Below are 23,747 nucleotides of genomic sequence, written 5' to 3'. Positions count from 1 at the left end.
CTCTTGTCTGCAAGGACGTTGCAATGAACACCCTGCCCTGGCTCCACCCCGATCGCGTCGCCGCCCTGAAACAGGCGCTGCGCCAACGCATCCTGATCATCGACGGCGCCATGGGCACCATGCTGCAGGCGCACCACCTCGACGAAGAGGGCTTTCGCGGCGAGCGCTTCGAGCACGGCCACGACGGCCACGCGCACGCGCACGACGGTCATGCCCATGACCATCCAGGGGGCTGCGACCTCAAGGGCAACAACGACCTGCTCACCCTGACCCGCCCCGAGATCATCCGCAGCGTGCACGACGCCTACCTGGAAGCCGGCGCCGACCTGGTCGAGACCAACACCTTCAACTCCACCCGCATCAGCCAGTCCGACTACAAGCTGCAGCACCTGGCCCACGAGCTGAATCTGGAAGGCGCAAAGCTGGCCCGTGCCGCCTGCGACGCGATGACGGCGAAGACGCCGCAGCAGCCACGCTTCGTGATCGGCGTGCTCGGCCCGACCAGCCGCACCGCCTCGCTGTCGCCCGACGTCAACGACCCGGGTTTCCGCAACGTGACCTTCGAGGAGCTGGCGGCGAATTACACCGAGGCGGCCAGCGGCCTGATCGACGGCGGCGCCGACGTGATCATGGTCGAGACGATCTTCGACACGCTGAACGCGAAAGCCGCGCTGTTCGCGCTGTCCGAACTGTTCCACCAGCGCGGCGCGCGCGTGCCGGTGATGATCTCCGGCACCATCACCGACCGCTCCGGCCGCACGCTCTCCGGCCAGACCGCCGAGGCGTTCTACTACTCGGTACGCCACGCACAACCGCTGTCGGTCGGCTTCAACTGCGCGCTCGGCGCCGAGGACCTGCGCCCACACATCCAGACCCTGGCGAGCATCGCCGAAAGCCATGTCAGCACCCACCCGAACGCCGGCCTGCCGAATGCCTTCGCCGAATACGACGAGACGCCCGAGCACATGGCCGGCGTGATCGCCGACTTCGCCCGCGACGGCCTGCTCAACCTGGTCGGCGGCTGCTGCGGCACGACGCCGGCTCACATCAAGGCGATCGCCGAGGCGGTGCGTGATTGCGCGCCGCGTGCGCTGCCTTGCGTCGATCAAGCGGAGGCCGCATGACCATGACGCGCCACACCCGCCTGTCGGGCCTCGAACCGCTGGTCATCACCCCCGACCTGCTGTTCATCAACATCGGCGAGCGCACCAACGTCACCGGCTCGGCCAAGTTCAAGAAGCTGATCAAGGAAGACCGCTACGACGAAGCGGTGGAAGTGGCCCGCCAGCAGGTGGAGAGCGGCGCGCAGATCCTCGACGTGAACATGGACGAAGGCCTGCTCGATTCCGAAGCGGCAATGGTGAAGTTCCTCAACCTGATCGCCGCCGAGCCGGACATCGCCAAGATCCCGGTGATGGTGGACTCCTCCAAGTGGAGCGTGATCGAAGCCGGCCTGAAGTGCCTGCAGGGCAAGGGCGTGGTCAATTCGATCTCGCTGAAGGAAGGCGAGGAACCGTTCCTGGAACAGGCGCGGAAGATCCTGCGCTACGGCGCCGCCACCGTGGTGATGGCGTTCGACGAGGACGGCCAGGCCGACTCCGTGGCGCGCCGCCTGGAAATCTGCGAGCGCTCGTACCGGCTGCTCACCGAGGAAGTGGGGTTCCCGCCCGAGGACATCATCTTCGACTCCAACATCTTCCCGATCGGCACCGGCATCGAGGAGCACGCCGACAACGCGGTGAACTTCATCGAGGCGGCGAAGGAACTGAAGAAGCGCTTCCCGTACTCGCACCTCTCCGGCGGCGTCTCCAACGTCTCGTTCTCGTTCCGCGGCAACGACGCCGTGCGCGAGGCGATCCACAGCGTGTTCCTCTACCACGCCATCCAGGCCGGCATGGACATGGGCATCGTCAACGCCGGCCAGCTGGCGATCTACGACGAGCTGGAACCCGAGCTGCGCGAGCGCGTGGAAGACGTGGTGCTGAACCGCCGCGCCGACGCCACCGAGCGGCTGATGGAGATCGCCGAGAAGCACAAGAAAGGCGCGCGCGAGCAGGACAATAGCAACGCCATGGCCTGGCGCGAACTGCCGGTGCGCAAGCGGCTGGAACACGCACTGGTGCACGGCATCGACCAGTTCGTGGTGGAAGACACCGAGGAAGTGCGCCAGACCGTCACCCGCACGCTGGACGTGATCGAAGGTCCGCTGATGGACGGCATGAACGTGGTCGGCGACCTGTTCGGCGCCGGCAAGATGTTCCTGCCGCAGGTGGTGAAATCCGCCCGCGTGATGAAGAAGGCGGTGGCGTGGCTGCTGCCCTTCATGGAAGAGGAGAAAAAACTCAGCGGCAACACCAGCAAGAGCAACGGCAAGATCGTGATGGCCACGGTCAAGGGCGACGTGCACGATATCGGCAAGAACATCGTGGGCGTGGTGCTCGCCTGCAACAACTTCGAGGTGATCGACCTCGGCGTGATGGTGCCGGCGCAGAAGATCCTCGACACCGCGATCGAGGAGAAGGCCGACATGATCGGCGTCTCCGGCCTGATCACCCCTTCGCTGGAGGAGATGGCCAACGTCGCCCGCGAAATGAAGCGGCGCGGCTTCAGCATCCCGCTGCTGATCGGCGGCGCCACCACCTCGCGCGCGCACACCGCGATCAAGATCGAGCCGCACTACGAAACCGCCTGCGTGTGGGTGAAGGACGCCTCGCGCGCGGTCGGCGTGGCGCAATCGCTGGTCAGCAAGGAGCTGGTCGACGGCTTCCTGGCCAAGGTGCGCAGCGAGTACGCGGAGGTGCGCGAGCGCCACAAGCACCGCGGCCCCGGCAAGAAGCTGGTGACGCTGGCGCACGCACGCGGCAACCGCTTCAGCTGCGACTGGGCCAACTACGACCCGCCGCAGCCGGTGCAGCCCGGCCTCACCGTGTTCGACGACTACCCGCTGGCCGAGCTGCGCGAAACCATCGACTGGACACCGTTCTTCCAGGCCTGGGAACTGGCCGGCCACTATCCCGCCATCCTCACCGACGCCGTGGTCGGCACGCAGGCCAGCGAACTGTTCGCCGACGCGCAGGCGATGCTGGACAAGATCGTCAACGAGAAGTGGCTGAAGGCCCGCGCGGTGATCGGCTTCTGGCCGGCCGCCAACCTCATGGACGACGTGGAGATCTACACCGACGACACCCGCACCCAGCCGCTGGCCACGCTGCACCACCTGCGCCAGCAGGCCGACAAGCCGGTGGAACGCCCCAACCTGTGCCTGGCCGATTTCATCGCGCCGAAGTCGTTCGGCAAGCCCGACTGGATCGGCGGCTTTGCCGTCACCGCGGGCCTCGGCATCGAGCCGCACCTCGAGCGCTTCCACGCCGACCATGACGACTACTCCGCGATCATCCTGAAAGCGCTGGCCGACCGACTCGCCGAAGCCTTCGCCGAACGCATGCACCTGCGCGTGCGCAAGGAGTTCTGGGGTTTCGTGCCCGACGAAAGCCTCGACAACGAGGCGTTGATCGCCGAGAAATACCAGGGCATCCGCCCCGCCCCCGGCTATCCGGCCTGTCCCGATCACACCGAGAAGGCGACGCTCTTCAAGCTCCTCGACGCCACGAACAACGCCGGCATCATACTCACCGAAGGTTTCTCGATGTACCCGGCAGCCGCCGTCTCCGGCTGGTACTTCTCGCACCCCGGCAGCCAGTACTTCGTGGTCGGCCGCCTGGGCCTGGAACAGGTGCAGGACTACGCCAAACGCAAAGGCTGGAGCCAGGCCGAGGCCGAACGCTGGCTCGCCGCCAACCTCGACTACGACCCCGATTGACCGATCGCCCGGGCAGGGCGGGCACTGGCGGCGGGCAGGGCCCGCCCTGCGTCAACTCAAGCGGTGGCGTCGCCGGTCATGCCGTTCTTTCGATGGCGGAGGTGCACGACCAGGTTGTAGACCGACACGAACACCGGGAAGAAGTTGGAGAGGATGCCCACCGAGTCGTTCTTGCCGAACACGAAGTACGCCAGCAGCAACACGCTGCCGCACACCGACAGCCACCAGAACGCCAACGGCATCACCACGCGCTTGTACTTGCGCGTGTAGTAGAGCTGGACGAACCAGCGGCTGGTGAACATCAGCGTGCCGGCGAAGCCGACGATCTTCCACGGCGTCAGCTCGAACTGCTGCAGCGCGTGAAGGATGCGAACCAGTTCGGTGTCGAGGAATGCCATGAGCGTGCGCTTGCGTCGGGAAAGGCGACAAGTCTAGCAATTCGCCACCATCGCTCCTTGCACGCCGCCGCAGCCGGCGGCGATCGGCAAGGCCGTCTCCTTCGCCGCGAACACGAAAAAGGCCACCCGCTGGGTGGCCTTTTCGCGATTCTGTATGGTGGGCGATGCAAGGATCGAACTTGCGACACCTGCCGTGTGAAGGCAGTGCTCTACCGCTGAGCTAATCGCCCGCCGAGAACGCGCAATTTTAGGGATACATGCCGAGCCGGTCAACCATCGCGCGAACTCCGGCGCGGCACCGACGCTGGGATGGCCGGCGCCCGGTGATCAATGGCTGGGCCGGGCAAGCGACACGGATCTCGCCTGCCCCGGCACGATCAGCCCGACGATTCGAGCACGTGGGCGACCAGTGCGGCCAGAAACGTTTCGCGCAGGCGGCGGTAGTGCGGGTCTTGCGGGCCTTTCAGCGCGGCTACGTGCATGGCGTGGTGGCTGGCGCCCAGGCTGTCGTCGAGATCGGCCAGATGGAAGTATTCGCCGGGGCCGCAGGTGCGTCCGCTGTGGGTGGCCCAGAACGCGGACTCGGCCGGCAGCGCGACGAATTGTTCCTCCCACAGCAACTCGCTGGCCAGCGCGCCGAGACTGGTGAGCGGGACTTGCGCCCGCGGAGCGGGGCGATGCGCGCGCAGCCAGCCTTGCAGCGCCTCGGCCGGCATCGGCCGGGCCAGTGCGTAGCCCTGGCCGAAATCGGCACCCAGCAGCGAGGCCGCCTCGATCAGGTCGGGCGTTTCCAGCCCTTCCACCACGACCTCCAGCCGCAGGTCGTTGCCGATGCGTATCAGCTGGCGGATGAAACGCAGCGTGTTCAAAGGGTCGCGCCGGGCCTGCAGCACGATCGCCTGGTCGATCTTGATGCGGTCGAACGGCCATTGGCGCAGCCGGATCAGCGAGCTGTAGCCGGCACCGAGGTCGTCCTCGACCAGCCGAACGCCCAGCGCCTTCAGCGATTGCATGCCCGGCTCGTCCAGCGAGCCGTGGTGTTCGCTGGCCAGCGGGGATTCGAGGATCTCCAGCAGCAGCGCCGCGGGCGGGCAACCGCTGTCGGCGAGGACCGCGGCGGCAGCCGCGCCGTAGCGGGGATCTTCCAGCGCCGCCGCCGGCACGTTCACCGACATGTCCAGCGGGTGGCCCGCACCGCACAGCGATTGCCGGCAGGCGGTGGCCAGCGCCAGGCCATGCCGGAACAGCACGATCAGGTCATCGGCATCCAGCGCGGGCAGGAAGCGGCCGGGCGCCAGCAGCTGGTCGTCCACGTCGCGCAAGCGCGCCAGCGCCTCGAACTCGGTGACCGCGCCGTCGGCCAGCCGGATCAGCGGCTGGTAGTGCATCTGCAAGGCATCGGTGGCGATCCGCGCGCGCCAGCGCTCGCGCACGAAGAACGGCAGCAATTCGGCGCCCTGCCGCGGTGGCGACAGCCGCGCCAGCGCAAGGTCCAGCACCGACTTGACCTGCTCCACGAAGGCACGTTGATCCTCGCTCTGCAAGCCGCCGGCATACGGGCTGTACAGCGACAGCACCACCACCGGGTTGTCGCGCGACGGACACAGCGGGATCGAAACGCTGGAGACCACCCCGAGCCCGAGCGCCATGTCGCGCCAGCTGGCCATGGCCGGATCGCTGCCGAAATGCACGCAGCGCTGGATGCTGACCGTGCGCCAGGCGCGCCCGCTCGGTCCGCCGCCCTCCGGGTGATCGGGATCGACGCGGATCGGCAATGCCTCGCCCGCGCTCAGCGCGCGCAGGTAGGCCGCAAACGCATTGCCCGCCACCGCCTCGTAGGTCAGCCGGCCGGAATCGTCCGGGCGCCCCACCGCGCAGGCGGCAAATTCCTGGTGCGAGGCGAGGATGTCGACCACGCCCTGGATCAGGCCAAGATAGCCCTCGGCCGACCACGCCAGCGCATTGAGCCGGGCCAGCAGCGCCATGCGCCGGCGTTGCAGCGCGCGCATGCTTTCAAGCTGCCATTGCCGCTCGGCATCCAGCCGTTGCAGCACCACGTCCAGCGCGCGGCGGTCGGCCGAGGCCAGCACCGTGACCAGGTTGTCGCGCAGTTGCTCGATCGCCTCCAGCAGCCACACTTCCTCCAGCCCGCAGGCGGCGTGGAACAGGCCGGTGCGCGTGGCGCGCTTGCGGTGGGCGGCCAGGTCCAGGTCCGCGCGGGCCAGCACCTGCAGATGCGCCAGCATGTGCAGCTTGAGCGCGCGGTACTCGCCGTCCGGCAACGCGCGCAGCAGCGTGCCGATGCCTTCGTGCTGGAGCAGCGCCGCGCAGAAACTCTCCACCACCGCCTGCAGCCGCGGCTGCCAGCTGTCGCGGCAGGCCCGCAGCAACATGGTGGCCTGCTCGCCGTAGGGTGCGACCGGCCCTTCCGGTTCCACCGTGGCCAGCGCGCCGTCGGAGCGCGCCATCGCCCACCAGCGCGTGCGATGGCGCTTGCGCGCCTTGACCTGGTACATCGCCTGGTCGGCCAGGCGCAGCAACTGCTCGCCACTGGCATGGCCGTCGCTGGCATAGGTGGCGATGCCCAGGCTGGCGCCGATCGGCAGCAGCCGGCCGTCGATGGGCACCGGTTGCAGCAACGCGGCACCGATCCGTTCCAGCAGGTCGTCCAGGTCGCTCTCGTGCTGCAGGTCGTCGAACACCAGCACGAACTCGTCGCCGCCGAAGCGCGCCACGTAGTCGCCGCCGCGCAGCAGCAGCCGCAGCCGCTCGGCCACCTCGGCCAGCACTCGGTCGCCCACCGCGTGGCCGTGGCGATCGTTGATCGGTTTGAGATCGTCCAGGTCGAGCAGACCGACCGCGACCCGCCGCCCCTGCCGCCGCGCGCTGGCCAGCACCGCGTCCAGATGGCGATCCAGCGCGCGCCGGTTGGGCAGGTCGGTGAGGTCGTCGTGCGAGGCGAGGTACGTCTGCCGCTCCTGCTCCTGGCGCAGGGCGTGGCGCTGCGCATGCTGGCGCAGGGCGAGCCCGGCGGCGTCGGCGATCTCGTCGAGCAACCGGCACATTTCCTCGTCGAACGCATCGGGTTCGGCGGTCACCACCACGAATACACCGGTCGGCGTGCGCGCATTCGGGTCGGTGCCATCGACGGGCCCGGCAAACAATGGCCAGCAGCCGACCGCACTGGCGTGCTCGCTCAGCTCGGGGCGCCAGGGGTTGTCGCTCGGCGTGCCTGCCGTGGGTTTGCGCCGGATGACCGGCGTGCCCTGCATGAACGCCTGGGTAGGCGCGATGGTGCGCGGGCCGTCCTGGTGCCGCGGCGGCATCGGCAGGGTCAGCATCACCTCGGCGATCGGCCCGACCAGGGCCACCCGGCGCAAGGTGTCCTGGCCCTCCACGGCGGCGAACACGTCGACCGCCGCAGCGCCGGCGATGTCCGCCAGCGCACGCGCCAAGGTGGGATAGATCGCTTCCGGGTCGGGTTGCTCCAGCAACGCGCGCTGGATCGTGCGTTGCGCATCGCGGTAACGGCTCATGCGGATGCTGCGTTCGAGCAGCATCTGGTGGTCCCAGAACCGGCTCAGCTCGTCGACCAGGCGCTGGGCCCAGTCCAGCAGCTCCTCGCCAAGCGCCGGGCCGCCCTCGCGCGAGTACGAGGCCAGCACCAGCTGGCCGCCGTCGCGGGTACGCGAGGCGGCCACGATGCAGGCACCGAAGCCGTGCTGGCGGGCGGCGGCGCGCCAGTGCGCAAACTCGGCGGAGGCCACCGGGGTGACGCGGGCGCGCTCCTCGCGCAGCACGATGCCGACCGGGCCGCGGCCGCCGGGCTCGTCCATCGCATCGCTCAAGCGCAGGGTCTCGGCATAGGCCTGCGCCGGTCCCGCGGCGGCCAGCACCTCGACCGCGTGCATGTTGCTCTCGCGCCTGCCGATCCACACCAACGGCAGCTTCATGGTGGCAGCAAGGATGCGGCTGACTTCCAGCAGTGCCCGGCGGCGATCGTGACCGGGAGCGGCATGCAACAGGCTCAAGGTTTCCGCCACGCTTCGATAGAAGCGCTCGCGCAGTTCGCCGGGCACGGCAGCTCGGTTCGGCATGGACTCCCTCGGCGGCTCCTCGTCGTCGTGGATCGTGTCGGCGCGTTTGCCTGCCGCACAAGCCGGGAGTCACCGGCAAAGCGGCAGTCGTGGGTGATTCGGTGCAACGATCATCAGCCTACCGGAAATCGGTCTGTCGCCGCATCAATTTGCGCTTGTGCAGATCGGCCCGCGCCGGTCAACGGACCGGGGCCTGCTCCTCGGCCAGCGCGTGCTCGACCAGCAGCGCGAACAGCCGGTCGCGGCGCCGGCCGTGGCCGGGGTCGAACGGCCCCGCGGCGGCGCCGTCGAGCATCTCGCGCCAGGCCAGCCGCAACGGCGCGCCGACGCCCTCGGCGGTGCGCAGCCAGTCCCCGACGCCGCCGCCGGCATGGACGTGGCGGCGCAGCGCATCGGGCACGTCGAACAACGCGGCGAAACGCTCCTCCCAACGCAGCGCGCTGGCCAGCGCGCCGAGCGCATGGCGCGGCGATGCGCCCGGCCGCGGAGAACGGACGGTCCCCAGCCACCCGGGCAACGCCTCCGCCGGCATCGGGTGGGCCAGCGCAAAGCCCTGGCCGAAATCCGCGCCGAGGATCGCGGCGGCCTCCAGCATGCCGGCCGATTCCAGGCCTTCGACGACCACCTCCAGACCCAGGTCGTGGCTGACCCGGATCAACTGGCGCAGCGCGCGCAGGGTGCCCAGCGGGTCGAACCGGACCTGGCCGATGATGGCGTGGTCGACCTTGATGCGGTCGAACGGCGACTGGCTCAGCCGCGCCACCAGGTTGCGGCTGAGCGCGCGGTCGTCGCCCGGCGCGTGGTGCTCGATCGACTTCAGCGACTGCACGCCGGTTTCGGCCAGCAACGCCCAGCAGCCGATGCCGCTGGCGTTCTCGAAAGCCTCGAAACGCAGCGCGTCGGGCGGACAGCCGCTGGCCTGCAGGATGGTCTCGACCGTGCGCGCGTAGCGGGCATCGCGCAGCGCCGCCACCGGCACGTTGACCGACATGCCCAGCGCCAGCCCGCTGCGTGCCAGCGACTGCTGCCGCGCCACCGCCTGGATGATGCCGTCGCGGAACAGCCGCATCAGCCCTGCCGCACCGAGCGCCGGCATGAAACTGGCCGGCAGCTGCAGGCCGCCGGCGGCGTCGCGCAGCCGCGCCAGCGCCTCGAAGCCGGCGATCTGGTTGTCGGCCAGGCGCACCATCGGCTGGTAGTGCATGCGCAGCGCACCGCCGGCCAGCAGACTGCGCCAGCGCTGGCGCACGAAGGCCGGCAGCAGGGTCGCCAACTGGCGTTGCGGCGCCATGCGCAGCAGCGCCAGTTCCAGTACCTGCTTGATCTGCGCGATGAACGCGCGCTGGTGCTCGCTGCGAAAGCCGCCGGCATAACCGCTGTACAGCGCCAGCAGCGCCACCGGTCGGCCCGGGGCCAGGCACAGCGGCACCGCGACCTGCGAAACGATGCCGTGGCGTTCGGCGGTGTCGCGCCACAAGGCCATCACCGGATCGCTGCCGTAGTGCGCGCTGCGTTCGACGGCGCCGCTTTGCCAGGCGCGGCGCAGCGGTTCTTCCGCCCGTGCCGCGGCGCGATCGACCTGCAGCGGCGGCGCCACGCCGTGGTTGGTGATGCGCAGGTATTCGGCCGGCACCGCGCCGGCCACCAGCTCGCTGACCATGTCGCCGGAGGCATCCGGGCGACCGGCGGCGCAGACGACCAGTTCCTCGTGCGCCGCCAGCACCTGTACGGCGTCTTCGAGCAAGTCCAGGCTGTCGTGCGCCGACCACGCCGCGGCGTGGATCTTCGCCAGCGCCGCGTCACGCCGGCGCTGCAGGTCGCGCATGCTTTCCAGCTGCCATTGCTGGTCCATCGCCAGTCGCTGCAGCACGATCGCCAGCGCATCGCGCTGGGCGCGCGGACCGCGTCCCAGGGTGCCGGCGAGGATCCCGCGCAATTGCTCGATCGCCTCGGCCAGCCACGCTTCTTCCAGCCCGCACGCGGCCTGGCAGATACCGGCGCGGATCGCGCCTGCGCGCTGGCCGGCTTCTTCCAGCTCGGGATAACACAGGGTTTGCAGATGGCGCGCCAGGCGTTCCTCGAACGCCTCCCGCGCCGACGCGGGAAAACTCGCCAGCAGGCCGGCGATGCCTTCATGGGCGCCGAGGGCGGCATGGAAGCGCTGCGCCACCACCGGCAGTTGCGCCTGCCAGACCTCGGCACACGCGCGCAGCACCGCGGCCGCCTGCGGGCCATGCGCCTCGGCGATGCCGGCCTCATCGCCCGCCGCCGCAACGGGGGCGCCTTCGCTGCGCGCCAGCGCCCACCAGTTGGCGCGCTGCTGTTTGTGTGCCTTGACCTGGTACATCGCCTGGTCGGCCAGCCGCAGCAGTTGCTCGCCGCTGTCCTGCGCGTGGGTCGGATACAAGGCCACGCCCAGGCTGACGGTGATGTCGATGTTGTTCTGTCCGCCCAGCGCGATCGGCTGCTGCAGCGATTGCCACAGCCGCTCCAGCAGCATGGCCAGGTCGTCCTCGCTGGCGAGGTCCTCCAGCACCAGCACGAATTCGTCACCGCCCACGCGCGCCACCGAATCCTCCGAGCGCAGTGCGTCGTGCAGGCGATGTGCCACCTCGACCAGCACACGGTCGCCGGCGGCGTGGCCGTGGCGGTCGTTGATCGGCTTGAGGTCGTCCAGGTCGAGCATGCCCACCGCCACCAGATGGTGGTGCCGGGCCGCCCGCGCCAGCGCGCGTTCGAGGTGGTAATCGAGTGCGCGCCGGTTGGGCAGGTCGGTCAGTGCGTCGTGCAGCGCCAGGTAGGTCTGCCGCTCCTGTTCGCGGAACAGGGCCTGGCGCTGCGAGTACTGGCGCAGCGCCAGGCCGACGGTGTCGGAAATCTCGTCGAGCAGGCGCCACAGGTCGGCATCGAACGCGTCGATCTCGGCCGCCGCCAGCAACAACACGGCGGCGGCGTGGTACTCGACACCGCTGTCGCGGGGCAGGGTCTGGAAGATCGGCCAGCAACCGATCGCCGCCACCTCGCCCAGCGACTCGCCGTGCCACACGAGCGACACGTCGGGCCACGCCGACGGGCGCAGCCGCACCACCGGTTCACCCTCCATCCACGCCTGGGTAGCTACCGGCATCGGCGGTTCGTCGACCTGTCGCGGCGGTTCGGGCAGCGTCGCCAGCCGCTCGACCAGCGGCCCGGCACCCACTTCCCGGCGCAACACCTCGCCCTCGGGCACATAAACCATCACCGCACTGGCCGCGGCGTCCTTGACCAGTGCATTGGCCAGCGTCATGTAGATCGCCGCCGGCTCGGGGTGCGCCAGCAGCGCGCGCTGGATCGTGCGATGCGCATCGCGGAAGCGGCCCAGCCGCAGGTTGCGTTCCAGTTGCGCCTGGTCGTCCCAGAACCGGGCCAGCTCGTCGGCCAGGCGCTGCGCCCAGTCGAGCAGTTCGTCGGTGAGCGCGGGGCCGCCGCGGCGCGAGTACGCGGCCAGCGCCAACTGGCCACCGTCGGCGGTGCCGGCGGCGGCCACGATGACCGAGTCCAGGCCGTAGGCATGGGCCGAGCCCTGCCAGTCCGCGTCCCCGGGCGAGTCGATCGAGGCCAGCTGCGGACGGCCGTCGCGCAAGGCGGCTCCGGCCGGGCCGCGGCCGCCCGGTTCGCGCGGATCGTCGCTGACCGGCCACACGCTGGCGTACTCCGCGGCGGGGCCGGCGGCGATCAGCTCGAGCGTGGATTGGCCCAGTTCGCGCCGGCCGATCCACACCAGCGGCAGATCCATCGTGCTGACCACGGTGGTGGCCACTTCGAGCAGGGCGCGGCGGCGATCGTAGCCGGCGGCCGGGTGCAGCAGGGTAAGCGTCTCCGCCACGCTCTGGTAGAAGCGCTCGCGAAGTTCGCCATCCTGCCGATCCTGCCCCTGCACCGCCATGCCGATCATTCCCCCCAAATATCCTCTCCGACGCCCCGCTCAGCCGGCCGATGGCCGAAAGACGGGCGGCAGCCAGGCGCTGCGCCCCACCGAGAGCCCGCCGGAAACCGGTTCACGGCGCAGTAGAAGCAAGTTCCACGCCACCGCAACCGCACAACGAAAACCCCTTGCCTGCAGGCACCGCCTGCATTCCCGCGCCATGCCGCCAGACAGCGGCTGGGGAAATCCATGCCGTTTGAGTCAGAACGGGCCGACCAGCGCCGCTACCGGCAGGCACGCGCCCGCTCGCGCATCATGGCCTGCTCGCGACGGTTGCGGGTCAGCGTGGCGGCGCGCTCGAACTCCCGGCTCGCCTCCTCGCCGCGCCCCAGCCGCGCCAGCAGATCGCCGCGCACGGCGGGCAGCAGGTGGTAATGGCGCAGGCTCGGCTCGTCGCCCAGCGCATCGACCAGGGCCAGGCCCTCGGCCGCACCGCTGGCCATGCCCACCGCCACCGCGCGGTTGAGCTCCACCACCGGCGAGGGCGCGACCCGGGCCAGCACGGCGTACAGCGCGGCGATCCGCGACCAGTCGGTTTCCGCGGCCGTGGCGGCGCGCGCGTGGCAGGCCGCCACCGCCGCCTGCAGGGCGTACGGGCCCAGCTCGCCGCCCAACCGGCGCGCCTGTTCCAGCGCGGCGAGCCCACGGCCGATCAGCAGGCGATCCCACAGCGCGCGGTCCTGGTCGAGCAGCAGGATCGGCTCGCCGCGCGCATCGGTGCGCGCGCGGGCGCGCGAGGCCTGGATCTCCATCAACGCCACCAGCCCATGCACCTCCGGCTCGCGCGGCATCAACCCGGCCAGCACGCGGCCCAGGCGCAGCGCGTCCTCGCACAGGCCCGGGCGCATCCAGTCGTCGCCGGTGGTGGCCGCATAGCCCTCGTTGAAGATCAGGTAGATCACCCCGAGCACGGCGGCCAGCCGCTCAGCCAGCTCGTCGCCGCGCGGCACCTCGTAGGCCACGTCCGACTTGGCCAGGCTGCGCTTGGCCCGCACGATGCGCTGGGCAATCGTTGCCTCCGGCACCAGGAAGGCGCGCGCGATCTCGTCCGTGCCCAGCCCGCCGAGCAGGCGCAGGGTCAGCGCCACCCGTGCCTCCATCGAGAGCAGCGGGTGGCAGGCGGTGAAGATCAGCCGCAGCAGATCGTCGCCGAACGGGTCGTCCAGCGTGCGTTCGGCGACGGCCTCGGCGGATTCGTGCTCGCGATCCCATTCGTGCACAAGTTGCTCGTGCTTGCGTTCGACCAGCTTGTGCCGGCGCAGGCGATCGATGGCACGGCGCTTGGCGGTGGTCATCAGCCAGGCGCCGGGGTTGTCCGGCACGCCGGTTTGCGGCCACTGTTCCAGCGCCGTCACCAGCGCGTCCTGCGCCAGTTCCTCGGCCAGCCCGACATCGCGCAGCATCCGCGCGAGGCCGGCGATCAGCCGGGCCGATTCGATGCGCCAGACCGCGTCGATGGTGCGATGGGTGTCGGTCATGCTCATGACCGCCGATCACAGCACCGGTCCGCGGCGGGCGCAAGCGCCGTTGGTGGGGGCTGCCGCCCGTCGCGCTGGCGGGCGGTGCCCGCCCTACTCGCGGCCCAGTTGCGCGCGCAGGCGGGCTTCCTGCTCGCGCAGCTCGGGCGTGAACGCCTCGCCGAAATCCTCCGCCTCGAACACCGGGCGGATCTCGATCACCGACTCGCCCTCCATCGGATTGGGGCAACGCCGCACCCAGGCGATCGCCTCGTCGAGCGATTTCACCTGCCACAGCCAGAAGCCGGCGACCAGCTCCTTGGTCTCGGCGAACGGCCCGTCGACGACATGGCGCTGCCTGCCCGAGAACGTCACCCGCGCACCGCGCGCGCTGGGCGCCAACCCTTCGCCGGCAAGCATCACGCCGGCCTTGACCAGCTCCTCGTTGAACTTGCCCATCGCAGCCAGCAACTCCTGGCTCGGCATCACGCCGGCTTCCGATTCGGCGGTGGCCTTGACTATCACCATGCATCGCATCGCAAGTATCTCCCGTGGGGCCGGATCACCGTGCGCCGGCTTCACTTCACCGACGAACCAGCGCGCTGCGGATCGACACGGCCCACCCGTCGCAGGCGTCGAGACCCGGACGGGCGACAATGCCGCTCCACTTGGAGACAATCGCCGCATGAGCGCACACGAGCCACGCCCCCGGTGAGCACCGCCACGATCTCTGCCGGGAGTTCGATCGAAGCGGGCCTGATGGTGCTGCACGGCAACCGCCTGGAAGACCTGCGCGATCTGCTCGCCACCTGGCTGGCACGCACGCCGCTGCGGCCGCTGGAAGACGAGCTGATGCTGGTGCAGAGCAACGGCATCGCGCAGTGGCTGAAGCTGGCGCTGGCCCGCGCACCGGCGGATGGCGGGCTGGGCATCAGCGCGGCGATCGACATGCAGTTGCCCGGGCGGTTCCTGTGGACCGCCTATCGCGCGGTGCTGGGCCGCGAGGCGGTGGCCACCACCTCGCCGTTCGACAAGTCGCGGCTGACCTGGCGGCTGCTGCGGCTGATTCCGCAGCACGTGGACGACCCCGACTTCGGCCCGTTGCGCGATTACCTGCTGGCCGGACACGCCGAAGCCGACGGCTTGCGCCAGTACCAGCTCGCCGCGCAGGTCGCCGACCTGTTCGACCAGTACCAGGTCTATCGCGCGGACTGGCTGGACGACTGGGAACACGGCGACGACGTGCTGCGCGACGACCTGCGTGGCCGGCGCACATCCATCGAGGCCAGCCAGCGCTGGCAACCGCGATTGTGGCGCCTGCTGCTGGACGACGTCGGTCCCGCCGAACGCCGGCAGCATCGCGCCGCCGTGCATCGCAGCTTCGTCGAGCGCCTCGCCACCGCAGCCGAACGGCCGGCGGCGCTGCCGCGGCGCATCGTGGTGTTCGGCATCTCCTCCCTGCCGCAGCAGACGCTGGAGGCGCTCACCGCGCTGGCCCGTTTCAGCCAGGTGCTGCTGGTGGTGGCCAACCCGTGTCGCCACTACTGGGCCGACATCATCGAGGATCGCGAGCTGCTCAAGGCGGCGCAGCGCCGCCACGCCGGCAAGCCCGGCCTGCCGCCCGAACCGCGCTTCGAAGACCTGCACCAGCACGCCAACCCGCTGCTGGCCGCCTGGGGCAAGCAGGGCCGTGACTACATCCGCCTGCTGGACAGCTTCGATGCGCCGGCCGCGTACCGCGCACGCTTCGCCGCACTGGGCCGCGACATCGACCTGTTCGACGATCCGGGCACGGGCACCCTGCTGCACCAGGTGCAGCAGGCGATCCTCGACCTGGAGCCGCTGCCCGCCGACCCCGCGCAACGCCGGCAGCTGAGCGCCGGCGACGACTCGCTGCGCTTCCACGTTGCGCACAACCCGCAGCGCGAAGTGGAGATCCTGCACGACAACCTGCTCGCCCGGTTCGAGCAGGCCGTGCGCGATGGCAAGCCGCTGGCGCCCCGCGACGTGATGGTGATGGTGCCCGACATCGCCGCCTACGCACCGCACATCCAGGCCGTGTTCGGCCGCCTGCCGCCGAACGACCCGCGCCACATGCCCTGCAGCATCGCCGACCGCCCCGCGCGCGGCACCGCGCCCCTGCTGGTGGCGCTGGAACAACTGCTGCGCCTGCCCGAATCACGCTACGCCGCGGGCGACATTTTCGACCTGCTGGACACGCCCGCACTGCGCTGCCGTTTTCAGCTGGATGAGGCCGGCCTGCCCGTGTTGCGCCGCTGGATCGAAGGCACCGGCATCCGCTGGGGCCTGGACGGCGCGCAAAAGCAAAACCTGGGCCTGCCGCCGGAGGAACAGAACAGCTGGCGCTTCGGTCTGCGCCGCATGCTGCTGGGCTACGCGGTGGGCGATGGCGAATCACTGGACGGCATTGCCCCCTACGGCGAAGTGGCCGGCCTGGACGCCGCCCTGGTCGGCCCGCTGGCGCAACTGCTGGAACAGCTCGACCACTACGGCCGCCTGCTCGCCACCCCGGCCACGCCCGCGGCGTGGGGCGATCGCCTGCGCGGCCTGCTCACGGCGTTCTTCGATGCCGGCCGCGACGACGGCGACGCCATCCTGCTGCAACGTCTGGCCGATGCGCTGGAAACATGGGAGCAAACCTGCCTTGAGGCGGGCTTCGGCCACGCCCTGCCACTCGCCGTCGTGCGTGAATACTGGCTGGGCGCGGTGGACGAAAGCCATCTTTCGCAACGCTTCCTCGGCGGCGCGGTGAGCTTTGCCACCCTGATGCCGATGCGCGCCATTCCCTTCCGCGTGGTGTGCCTGCTCGGCATGAACGACGATGCCTACCCGCGCCGCACCAACGCGCCGGATTTCGACCTGATGGCCACGCCCGGCCAGTCACGCCCCGGTGACCGCTCCCGCCGCGAAGACGATCGCTACCTTTTCCTCGAAGCCCTGCTCGCCGCCCGCGACGCACTGTACGTGAGCTGGGTGGGCAAGAGCGCTCGCGACAACAGCGAGCTGCCGCCGTCGGTGCTGGTGGGGCAATTGCGCGACTACCTCGCCGCGGGGTGGGAAATAGAGGGGCAGAGTGACTTTTCCGATGACCGCTCGCCAGCGTCGGCCGCCACGAAAAGTGACTCCGACCCCCTTTTGTCCCTCACCACCGAGTACCCGCTGCAAGCCTTCAGTCCCAGCTATTTCGATACCGCCAGCGATGCGCGACTGTTCACCTATGCCGGCGAATGGCTTCGCGCACGCCAGGTCGCACCGGCCGGCGGCGACGCCCCGCTCCAGCCCTGGCAGCGGGAAACGCCGTTGAACCTCGCCCTGCTGCAGCGCTTCCTCAAGTCGCCCGCCAAGGTGTTCTATGCCGAACGCCTCGGGGTGCACTTTGCCGGCGACGATGAGGTCGACACGGACAACGAGCCCTTCGCGCTGGATCATCTGGAGAACCACCAGTTCACCGACGCCCTGCTGCGCACCGCCATCCATGACGGCCACGACGCGGTGGCGCCAGCCATGCAACGCCTGCACGAGCAAGGTGCGCTGCCGCCGGGCAGCTTCGGCGCGCTGACGCTGGAGCCGATGGAAGCCGCCGTCGAGCGCGTCGCCACGCGCTGGCAGGCACTGGACGCGCACTACCCGCGCACCGGCGACACCTGCCTGCTGCGCGCCACCGCGCACGGCCTGATCGTGGAAGACAGCCTGGACGACCTGCGCAAGGACGAGCACGGCAATCTCACCCGCCTCATCGCCACGGCCAGCAAGCTCGTGGACAAGAAGGCGCTGCGCCACGACAAACTGCTCGCCCACTGGGTCGCGCACCTGCTGGCGAACGCCAACGCCCTGCCCGCCACCACCTGCATCGTGGCACCGGACGCGCTGGTGCAGTTGCTGCCGCTGGACGTCGCCACCGCAAAGCACCACCTCGACGACCTGCTCGCCGCCTTTGCCACCGGCATGACCACGCCACTGCCGATCGTGCGCAAGAGCGCCTTCGCCTGGCTGCAGGTCGAGGCCGCGAACCAGGGGGCCGGCCCCGACAAGCAGAAAGATCCCTTCGTCCATGCCAGCAGGGTCTACGACCACAGCGATGGCCCGCACGGCCACGGCGAGGTCGACGAGGAACCCGCCCTCGCCCGCCGCTGGCCCGACTTCGCCACCCTGCACGACGCCGGCTTCGAACGCTGGCTGCACCTGTACCGCCCCCTGCTGGACGGCGCACGTGTCATGGAAGAATCCGCATGAGCGCCGCGCAAGCCCTGAACCCGTTGCGCCTGCCGCTGACCGGCACCCAGCTGATCGAAGCCAGCGCCGGCACCGGCAAGACCTGGACCATCGCCGCGCTGTACCTGCGCCTGGTGCTTGGCCACGGCGGGGGCGCGCCGCTACTGCCCGCGCAGATCCTGGTGATGACATTCACCAAGGCCGCCACCGCCGAGCTGCGCGAGCGCATCCGCACGCGCCTGGCCGAAGCTGCCGCCGCCTTCCGCGACCAGGCCGCGCCGGATGATTTCCTGCGCGAGCTGATCGCCGGATACCCCGGCGCCGAACCGCGCGCCCGCGCCGCGCGCCAGCTGGAACTCGCCGCGCAGTGGATGGACGAGGCCGCCGTGTTCACCATTCACGGCTGGTGCCAGCGCATGCTCACCCAGCACGCTTTCGCCAGTGGCGAGACCGCCAGCGCAGATGCCGTGGCCGACGAGGCGGACCTGCTCGCCGAAGCCGTGCGCGACTACTGGCGCGGCCATGTGCTGACGCTGGGCATCGAAGCTGCCGCGCTGTACGCGCAGTCGTGGGATACGCCCGACGCGCTGCAGGCCGCGCTGAAGCCGCTGCTGCCCCACGTCGAGCGTCTGCAATTGGACGGCCAGCCGCTGACTGCCTTGCGCGATCCCGGCGACCTGCTGACCGCGCAGGCCAAGGCCCTGCACACCGCCGAGATGCAGGCGCGAAGCCTGTGGCTGCAGCACGCCGATGCCATTGAAGCGCTGCTTCTCGCGGCCTCGCAAACCAAAGTGTTCGACGGCCGCCGACTGCAAGCCCGCGGTTTGCCCGGCCATCTCGCCAGCATGTTCGATTGGGCACAGGGCAACGCGCTCGACGACGCCACGCTGGAGCGCTTCACGCCGGCCTATTTCGCCGAGCGCACGATGGCCGGCAAGCAGCCGCCCACGCATGACGCCTTTGCGGCGGTCGAGCATCTGCTGGCCGCGCGCCGGCAGGCCGCGTCGCTGCCGCCGCTGCTGCTCGCCCATGCGGCGCCCTGGGTGGCGCAGCGTACGGACCAGGCCCGCCGCAAGCAGGCCTTGCTCGGCTACGACGACATGCTCAAGCGCCTGGATGCCGCCCTGCGCGGAGCTACCGGCGATACCCTCGCGCGCCTGATCGCCACGCAATACCCGGTGGCGCTGGTGGACGAGTTCCAGGACACCGACCCGCTGCAGTGGCGCATCTTGCAGCGCGTCTTCCACGGCGCCGAAGGCAAGGCGCTGCTGCTGATCGGCGACCCCAAGCAGGCGATCTACGGCTTTCGCGGCGCCGACATCCACACCTACCTCGCCGCGCGCGACAAGGCCGCCAGCCCGCACTGGACGCTGGACACCAACTACCGCTCCACCGATGCGCTGGTGAAGGCGGTCAACCACATTTTCGAGTTCGCCGACCAGCACGCCACGAGCGGGCGCGTCACGGGCGCCTTCGGCTTCGGCGCAAAGCTTCCCTTCGTCGCGGTGAACGCCAGGGGCCGCAAGGATCGGCTTCAACTCGACGGCGCCGACCTGCCGGCCATGCAAATGGCCGTCCAGACGTCCGCCATCACCATCGGCGCCGGCGACTATCGCGAGACACTTGCCGCCCACGCCGCCGCGCAGCTGGTGGAATGGCTCACCGCCGCGCGGCAAGGCCGCTGCGGCTTCGTCGGCGAGGAGGGCCGGCTCACGCCGTTGCGACCCGGCGACATCGCCATTCTGGTGCGCGACAGGAACGATGCCGCCGCGATGCGCGCGGCGCTGCACGCGCGCGGCCTCGCCCACGTGTACCTCTCGGACAAGCAATCGGTCTACGCCAGCGGCGAGGCCAAGGAGCTGCAAACCTGGCTCGCCGCCTGTGCCAACCCCGGCAACGACCGCGCCATGCGCACCGCGCTGGCCACGCCGATGATGGGCCAGAGCCTGGCCGAGCTGGATCGCCTGAACACCGACGAGGCCCATTGGGAAGCCTGCGGCGAGCACTTCCGCCAGCTGCATGCGTTGTGGCGACGCCATGGCGTGCTGGCCATGCTGCACGAACTGCTGCACCGCTTCGGCGTGCCCGCGCGCCTGCTCGCACGCGACGGCGGCGAGCGGGCGCTCACCAACCTGCTGCACCTGGCCGAGCTGCTGCAACAAGCCGCTACCGGGTTGGACGGCGAACACGCGCTGATCCGCCACCTCGCCGCGCAGATTGCCAACCCCGCCGGTGGCGAGGCACCCGAAGAACAGATCGTGCGACTGGAAAGCGAAGCCGCCCTGATCAAGGTGGTGACCATCCACAAATCCAAGGGCCTGGAGTACCCGGTGGTGCTGCTGCCCTTTGTCTGCGGTTACAGGGAAACCGACGGCAAGAAACCGCTGCTCTGGCACGACGAACACGCCGTGGCGCACTTCGACCTGCGCCCCGGCAATGACGCCTGGCAAGCCGCCGAGATCGCGCGCCTGCAGGAAGACCTGCGCCTGCTCTACGTCGCATTCACCCGCGGCCGCTATCTGTGCTGGCTGGGCGTCGGCTGCATCAAGGACGGCGCAAAGAAGGATTCCGGCCTGCACAAATCCGCCTTCGGCTACGTGCTGGCCGGCGGCAACATCATCGAGGCCGGCGAGCTGATGCCCACGCTGCAAACGCTGACCCGGGGCCAGTCCGCCATCCAGCTCGTCACCCTTCCCGAAGCCGCGGGAACCCGGCGCTACCAGCCCGAGGACAACACCAGCCAGCCACGCCCCGCGCGCCAGTGCACGCTGCCCGCGCACACGCCGTGGTGGATCGCCAGCTACAGCGCACTGGCCCGGCACGACGAAACCGCACCGCACGCCGCACCGGAAACCGCGAGCCAGGCCACGCTGGCCGAAGCCGTGCAGACGGAAGCCGACACCGAAACCTCCGCATCCGCGCCGGGCATTCACGGCTTCGAGCGTGGCGCCGCGCCCGGCACGTTCCTGCACGAGCTGCTGGAGCACTGCGCCGAGGAAGGTTTCGCACGCGCCGCCGCACCGTCGCCGCTGCTGCGCGACACCCTCGCCCGCCGCTGCCAGGCACGCGGCTGGAAGCGCTGGATCGAACCGCTCACCGCCTGGCTGCCCGCGCTGCTGCGCACGCCATTGCCGCTGCCTGGCGGCACCCACATGGCGCTGACCGCGCTTGCCGATCCGCTGCATTACCGAGCCGAACTGGAGTTCTGGTTCGAGGCCAATCTCGTGCAGGCGCAGGCGCTGGATCGCCTCGTCACCGCGCACACGCTGGATGGCGCACCACGTCCCGCACTGGCGCCCAACCTCGTCAACGGCATGCTCAAGGGCTTCATCGACCTGGTGTTCGAGCACGAGGGCCGCTGGTACGTGGCCGACTACAAATCCAACTATCTCGGCAAGGACGCCGCCGCGTACACCGATCAGGCCATGCGCACCTCGGTGCTGCAGAGCCGTTACGAACTGCAGTACGCCATCTACACACTGGCGCTGCATCGCCAGCTCAGGGCCCGCCTGCCCGACTACGACTACGACACCCACATGGGCGGCGTGCTCTACCTCTACCTGCGCGGGGTGGATGGCAGCGGTCGCGGCGTGCATCGCGAACGGCTGCCGTTCGCCCTGGTCGACGCCCTCGACCAGCTCTTCGCCTCGGGGGGCACCGCCCATGCGGCATGACATGCTCTCCTCGTTGCTTGACCACGCATTGCAACAGCAGCGCCTGCGCCCGCTGGACGTGGCCTTCGCGCGCTTCCTGATCGAACGGGAACCGAACATCGCACCCGCACTCGCCTGGCTGGCCGCGGTGCTCAGCCGGCAACTGGCCGACGGTCATCTCTGCCTCGACCTCGCCGGACTCGACGCGCTGGCCGACGAACAGGACTGGCCCGATGACTGGCGTGCACTGGCCGACACGCTGCGCGACGACCCGCCCGCGTCTTCGCTGCTCGCCGCCGGCGACGGTGGCGAACCGGCCAGTGCGCCGCTGGTCCTCGACGGCGGGCGACTCTACCTGCGCCGTTACTGGAACCACGAGCGCCAGGTGGCGAAGGGCATCCTGGACCGCGTGGCGCGCGCGGAACCGCCCTCGCCGTACCTGGCCGAGGAACTGGCGCGACTGTTCCCGACCGCTGCCGGCGACACACTCGACTGGCCGCGCATCGCCTGTGCGCTGGCCGCGCGCAGCGGCTTCGGCGTGATCACCGGTGGCCCCGGTACCGGCAAGACCACCACCGTGGTGCGCCTGCTCGGGCTGCTGCAGACCCTGCAATGGCGCGCACAGGCGCCGGCGCTGCGCATCCGCCTCGCCGCACCCACCGGCAAGGCGGCGGCGCGGCTCAATGCATCGATCAGCGCTCAGCTCGCCCGACTGGATGTGGACGACGCCGTGCGCGCCACCGTGCCCGCCGAGGTGGCCACCTTGCATCGCCTGCTGGGCGCCCGCCCCGATACCCGGCGCTTCCGCCACGACCGCACCAACCCGCTGCCGCTGGACGTACTCGTGATCGACGAGGCGTCGATGATCGACCTGGACATGATGGCCGCCGTGCTCGACGCGCTGCCCGCGTCGGCGCGGCTGATCCTGCTGGGCGACAAGGACCAGCTCGCCTCGGTGGAGGCCGGCGCGGTACTGGGCGACCTGTGCCGGCGTGCCGACGGTGGTCATTACGATGCCACCACCGCACGGTGGATCGCGGCCACCAGCGGCGACGACATCGGCGACTTCGTGCAGGCCGATGCACAGCCGCTGGATCAACACATCGCCATGCTGCGCGTGAGCCATCGCTTCAGCGCCGCCAGCGGCATCGGCCGGCTGGCACAGGACGTGAACATGGGTGATGCGGCCGCCACATTGGCGCTGCTGGGCGCACCTTGCGACGACCTCGCCTGGCTGCCCGCTGCCGACGTCGGCACGCTGCAAGCGCTCGTCATCCATGGCACCGCGGCGCCCGGCGGCGCCTGCGGCTACCGCCACTACCTCGATACCTTGCACTCCTGCCGCCCGGCCACCGACGCCGGTGACGACGCCCACGCGGACTGGGCCACCAGCGCCCTGCAGGCGTTCAATCGATTTCAGTTGCTGTGCGCGCTGCGCCACGGCCCGCATGGTGTGGACAAGCTCAACCAGCTCGTCGCCGAAGCGCTGCACGCGCAGGGATTGATCGACGCCAGCAGCGGCTGGTACGAAGGTCGCCCGGTGATGGTCACCCGCAACGACTACGCGCTGGGCCTGATGAACGGCGACATCGGGCTGTGCCTGCGGCTGCCTGTCGCCGGCGGCGGCAGCCGGCTGGCGGTGGCCTTCCTCGCCGCGGCAGCAGGCGGCGGCACGCGCCTGCGCCTGGTCGCTCCCTCGCGCCTGCCCGAAGTGGAAACGGCCTACGCGCTCACCGTGCACAAATCGCAAGGCTCCGAGTTCGAGCATGCCGCCCTGGTGCTGCCTGCAACCATGAACCCGGTGCTGACCCGCGAACTGCTCTACACCGGCATCACTCGCGCCCGCCGCTGGTTCAGCCTGCTCGGCAGCGAAGCGATCATCGCTGACGCGGTGGCGCGCCGTACCCGCCGCCACTCCGGCTTGGCCGAGCGGTTGGCGCAGGATGGCGGCGATCGCGACGACCCCGCGCACCTCGCCGGCTGACCGCCACACGGCGGCCCTTCCCTGCCGCCACTCCCCCTTTGCAGCCTCCTTGCCGCCCCTTCGTCATCCCGTTGTCGCCCCGACCATCAATCTTTCCCCACCGTCATTCCCGCGAAGGCAGGAAACGCACCTGGAGGGCGG

General features: G+C 70.1%; 10 protein-coding genes and 1 tRNA gene. 5 read left to right on the top strand and 6 right to left on the bottom strand.

Annotation, left to right across the window (positions count from 1 at the left end; all coding sequences use genetic code 11):
- Window positions 1-23: 23 nt before the first annotated feature.
- Complete coding sequence (locus tag ACVCMB_RS01050; protein ID WP_447105911.1) at window positions 24-1,124, top strand: homocysteine S-methyltransferase family protein; 1,101 nt, start codon at window positions 24-26, stop codon at window positions 1,122-1,124.
- A complete protein-coding gene (metH, locus tag ACVCMB_RS01045) occupies window positions 1,121-3,820 on the top strand; it encodes a methionine synthase (RefSeq protein WP_447105910.1) in 2,700 nt (899 codons plus the stop codon). Before ACVCMB_RS01050 ends, metH begins: the two co-directional genes overlap by 4 nt.
- Window positions 3,821-3,876: 56 nt before the next feature.
- Here the strand turns inward: metH and ACVCMB_RS01040 are convergent, their stop codons facing one another.
- The 6 genes from ACVCMB_RS01040 to ACVCMB_RS01015 form a co-directional block, all read right to left on the bottom strand.
- Window positions 3,877-4,218, bottom strand: a complete 342-nt coding sequence (locus ACVCMB_RS01040; RefSeq protein ID WP_395117545.1) for a lipid-A-disaccharide synthase N-terminal domain-containing protein — start codon at window positions 4,216-4,218, stop codon at window positions 3,877-3,879.
- A 155-nt stretch (window positions 4,219-4,373) separates the two neighbouring features.
- Window positions 4,374-4,448: transfer RNA gene (locus tag ACVCMB_RS01035), tRNA-Val, on the bottom strand.
- A 147-nt stretch (window positions 4,449-4,595) separates the two neighbouring features.
- Entirely contained in the window at window positions 4,596-8,315 is a 3,720-nt protein-coding gene (locus tag ACVCMB_RS01030) for an EAL domain-containing protein (protein WP_447105909.1), read from the bottom strand.
- A gap of 178 nt (window positions 8,316-8,493) precedes the next feature.
- Window positions 8,494-12,249 (bottom strand): diguanylate cyclase domain-containing protein, encoded by a 3,756-nt coding sequence (locus ACVCMB_RS01025; RefSeq protein ID WP_447105908.1) that lies wholly within the window; start codon window positions 12,247-12,249, stop codon window positions 8,494-8,496.
- Between the two features lie 254 nt (window positions 12,250-12,503).
- Window positions 12,504-13,763 carry an RNA polymerase sigma factor gene (locus ACVCMB_RS01020; RefSeq protein ID WP_395117539.1) on the bottom strand — a complete coding sequence of 420 codons (1,260 nt, stop codon included), beginning with the start codon at window positions 13,761-13,763 and terminating at the stop codon, window positions 12,504-12,506.
- Window positions 13,764-13,850: 87 nt separating this feature from the next.
- The gene (locus ACVCMB_RS01015; RefSeq protein WP_395117538.1) at window positions 13,851-14,273 is read right to left on the bottom strand and encodes a YciI family protein; all 423 of its coding nucleotides are present in this window, start codon (window positions 14,271-14,273) and stop codon (window positions 13,851-13,853) included.
- A gap of 174 nt (window positions 14,274-14,447) precedes the next feature.
- Here ACVCMB_RS01015 and recC point away from each other — a divergent pair, with 174 nt between their 5' ends.
- The 3 genes from recC to recD are packed head-to-tail and all read left to right on the top strand — an operon-like array spanning window position 14,448 to window position 23,606.
- Window positions 14,448-17,990: an exodeoxyribonuclease V subunit gamma gene (gene recC, locus ACVCMB_RS01010; protein ID WP_447105907.1), complete on the top strand. Its 3,543-nt coding sequence runs from the start codon at window positions 14,448-14,450 to the stop codon at window positions 17,988-17,990.
- Window positions 17,987-21,643, top strand: coding sequence for an exodeoxyribonuclease V subunit beta (gene recB / locus ACVCMB_RS01005; RefSeq protein WP_447105906.1), 3,657 nt, complete (start codon window positions 17,987-17,989; stop codon window positions 21,641-21,643). The genes recC and recB overlap by 4 nt, the downstream gene beginning before the upstream one ends.
- The gene (recD, locus tag ACVCMB_RS01000; RefSeq protein WP_447105905.1) at window positions 21,633-23,606 is read left to right on the top strand and encodes an exodeoxyribonuclease V subunit alpha; all 1,974 of its coding nucleotides are present in this window, start codon (window positions 21,633-21,635) and stop codon (window positions 23,604-23,606) included. Before recB ends, recD begins: the two co-directional genes overlap by 11 nt.
- Window positions 23,607-23,747: the final 141 nt, after the last annotated feature.

This window comes from Rhodanobacter sp. UC4443_H10 (assembly GCF_052978325.1).
This window is presented reverse-complemented; position numbering and strand designations above follow the sequence as displayed.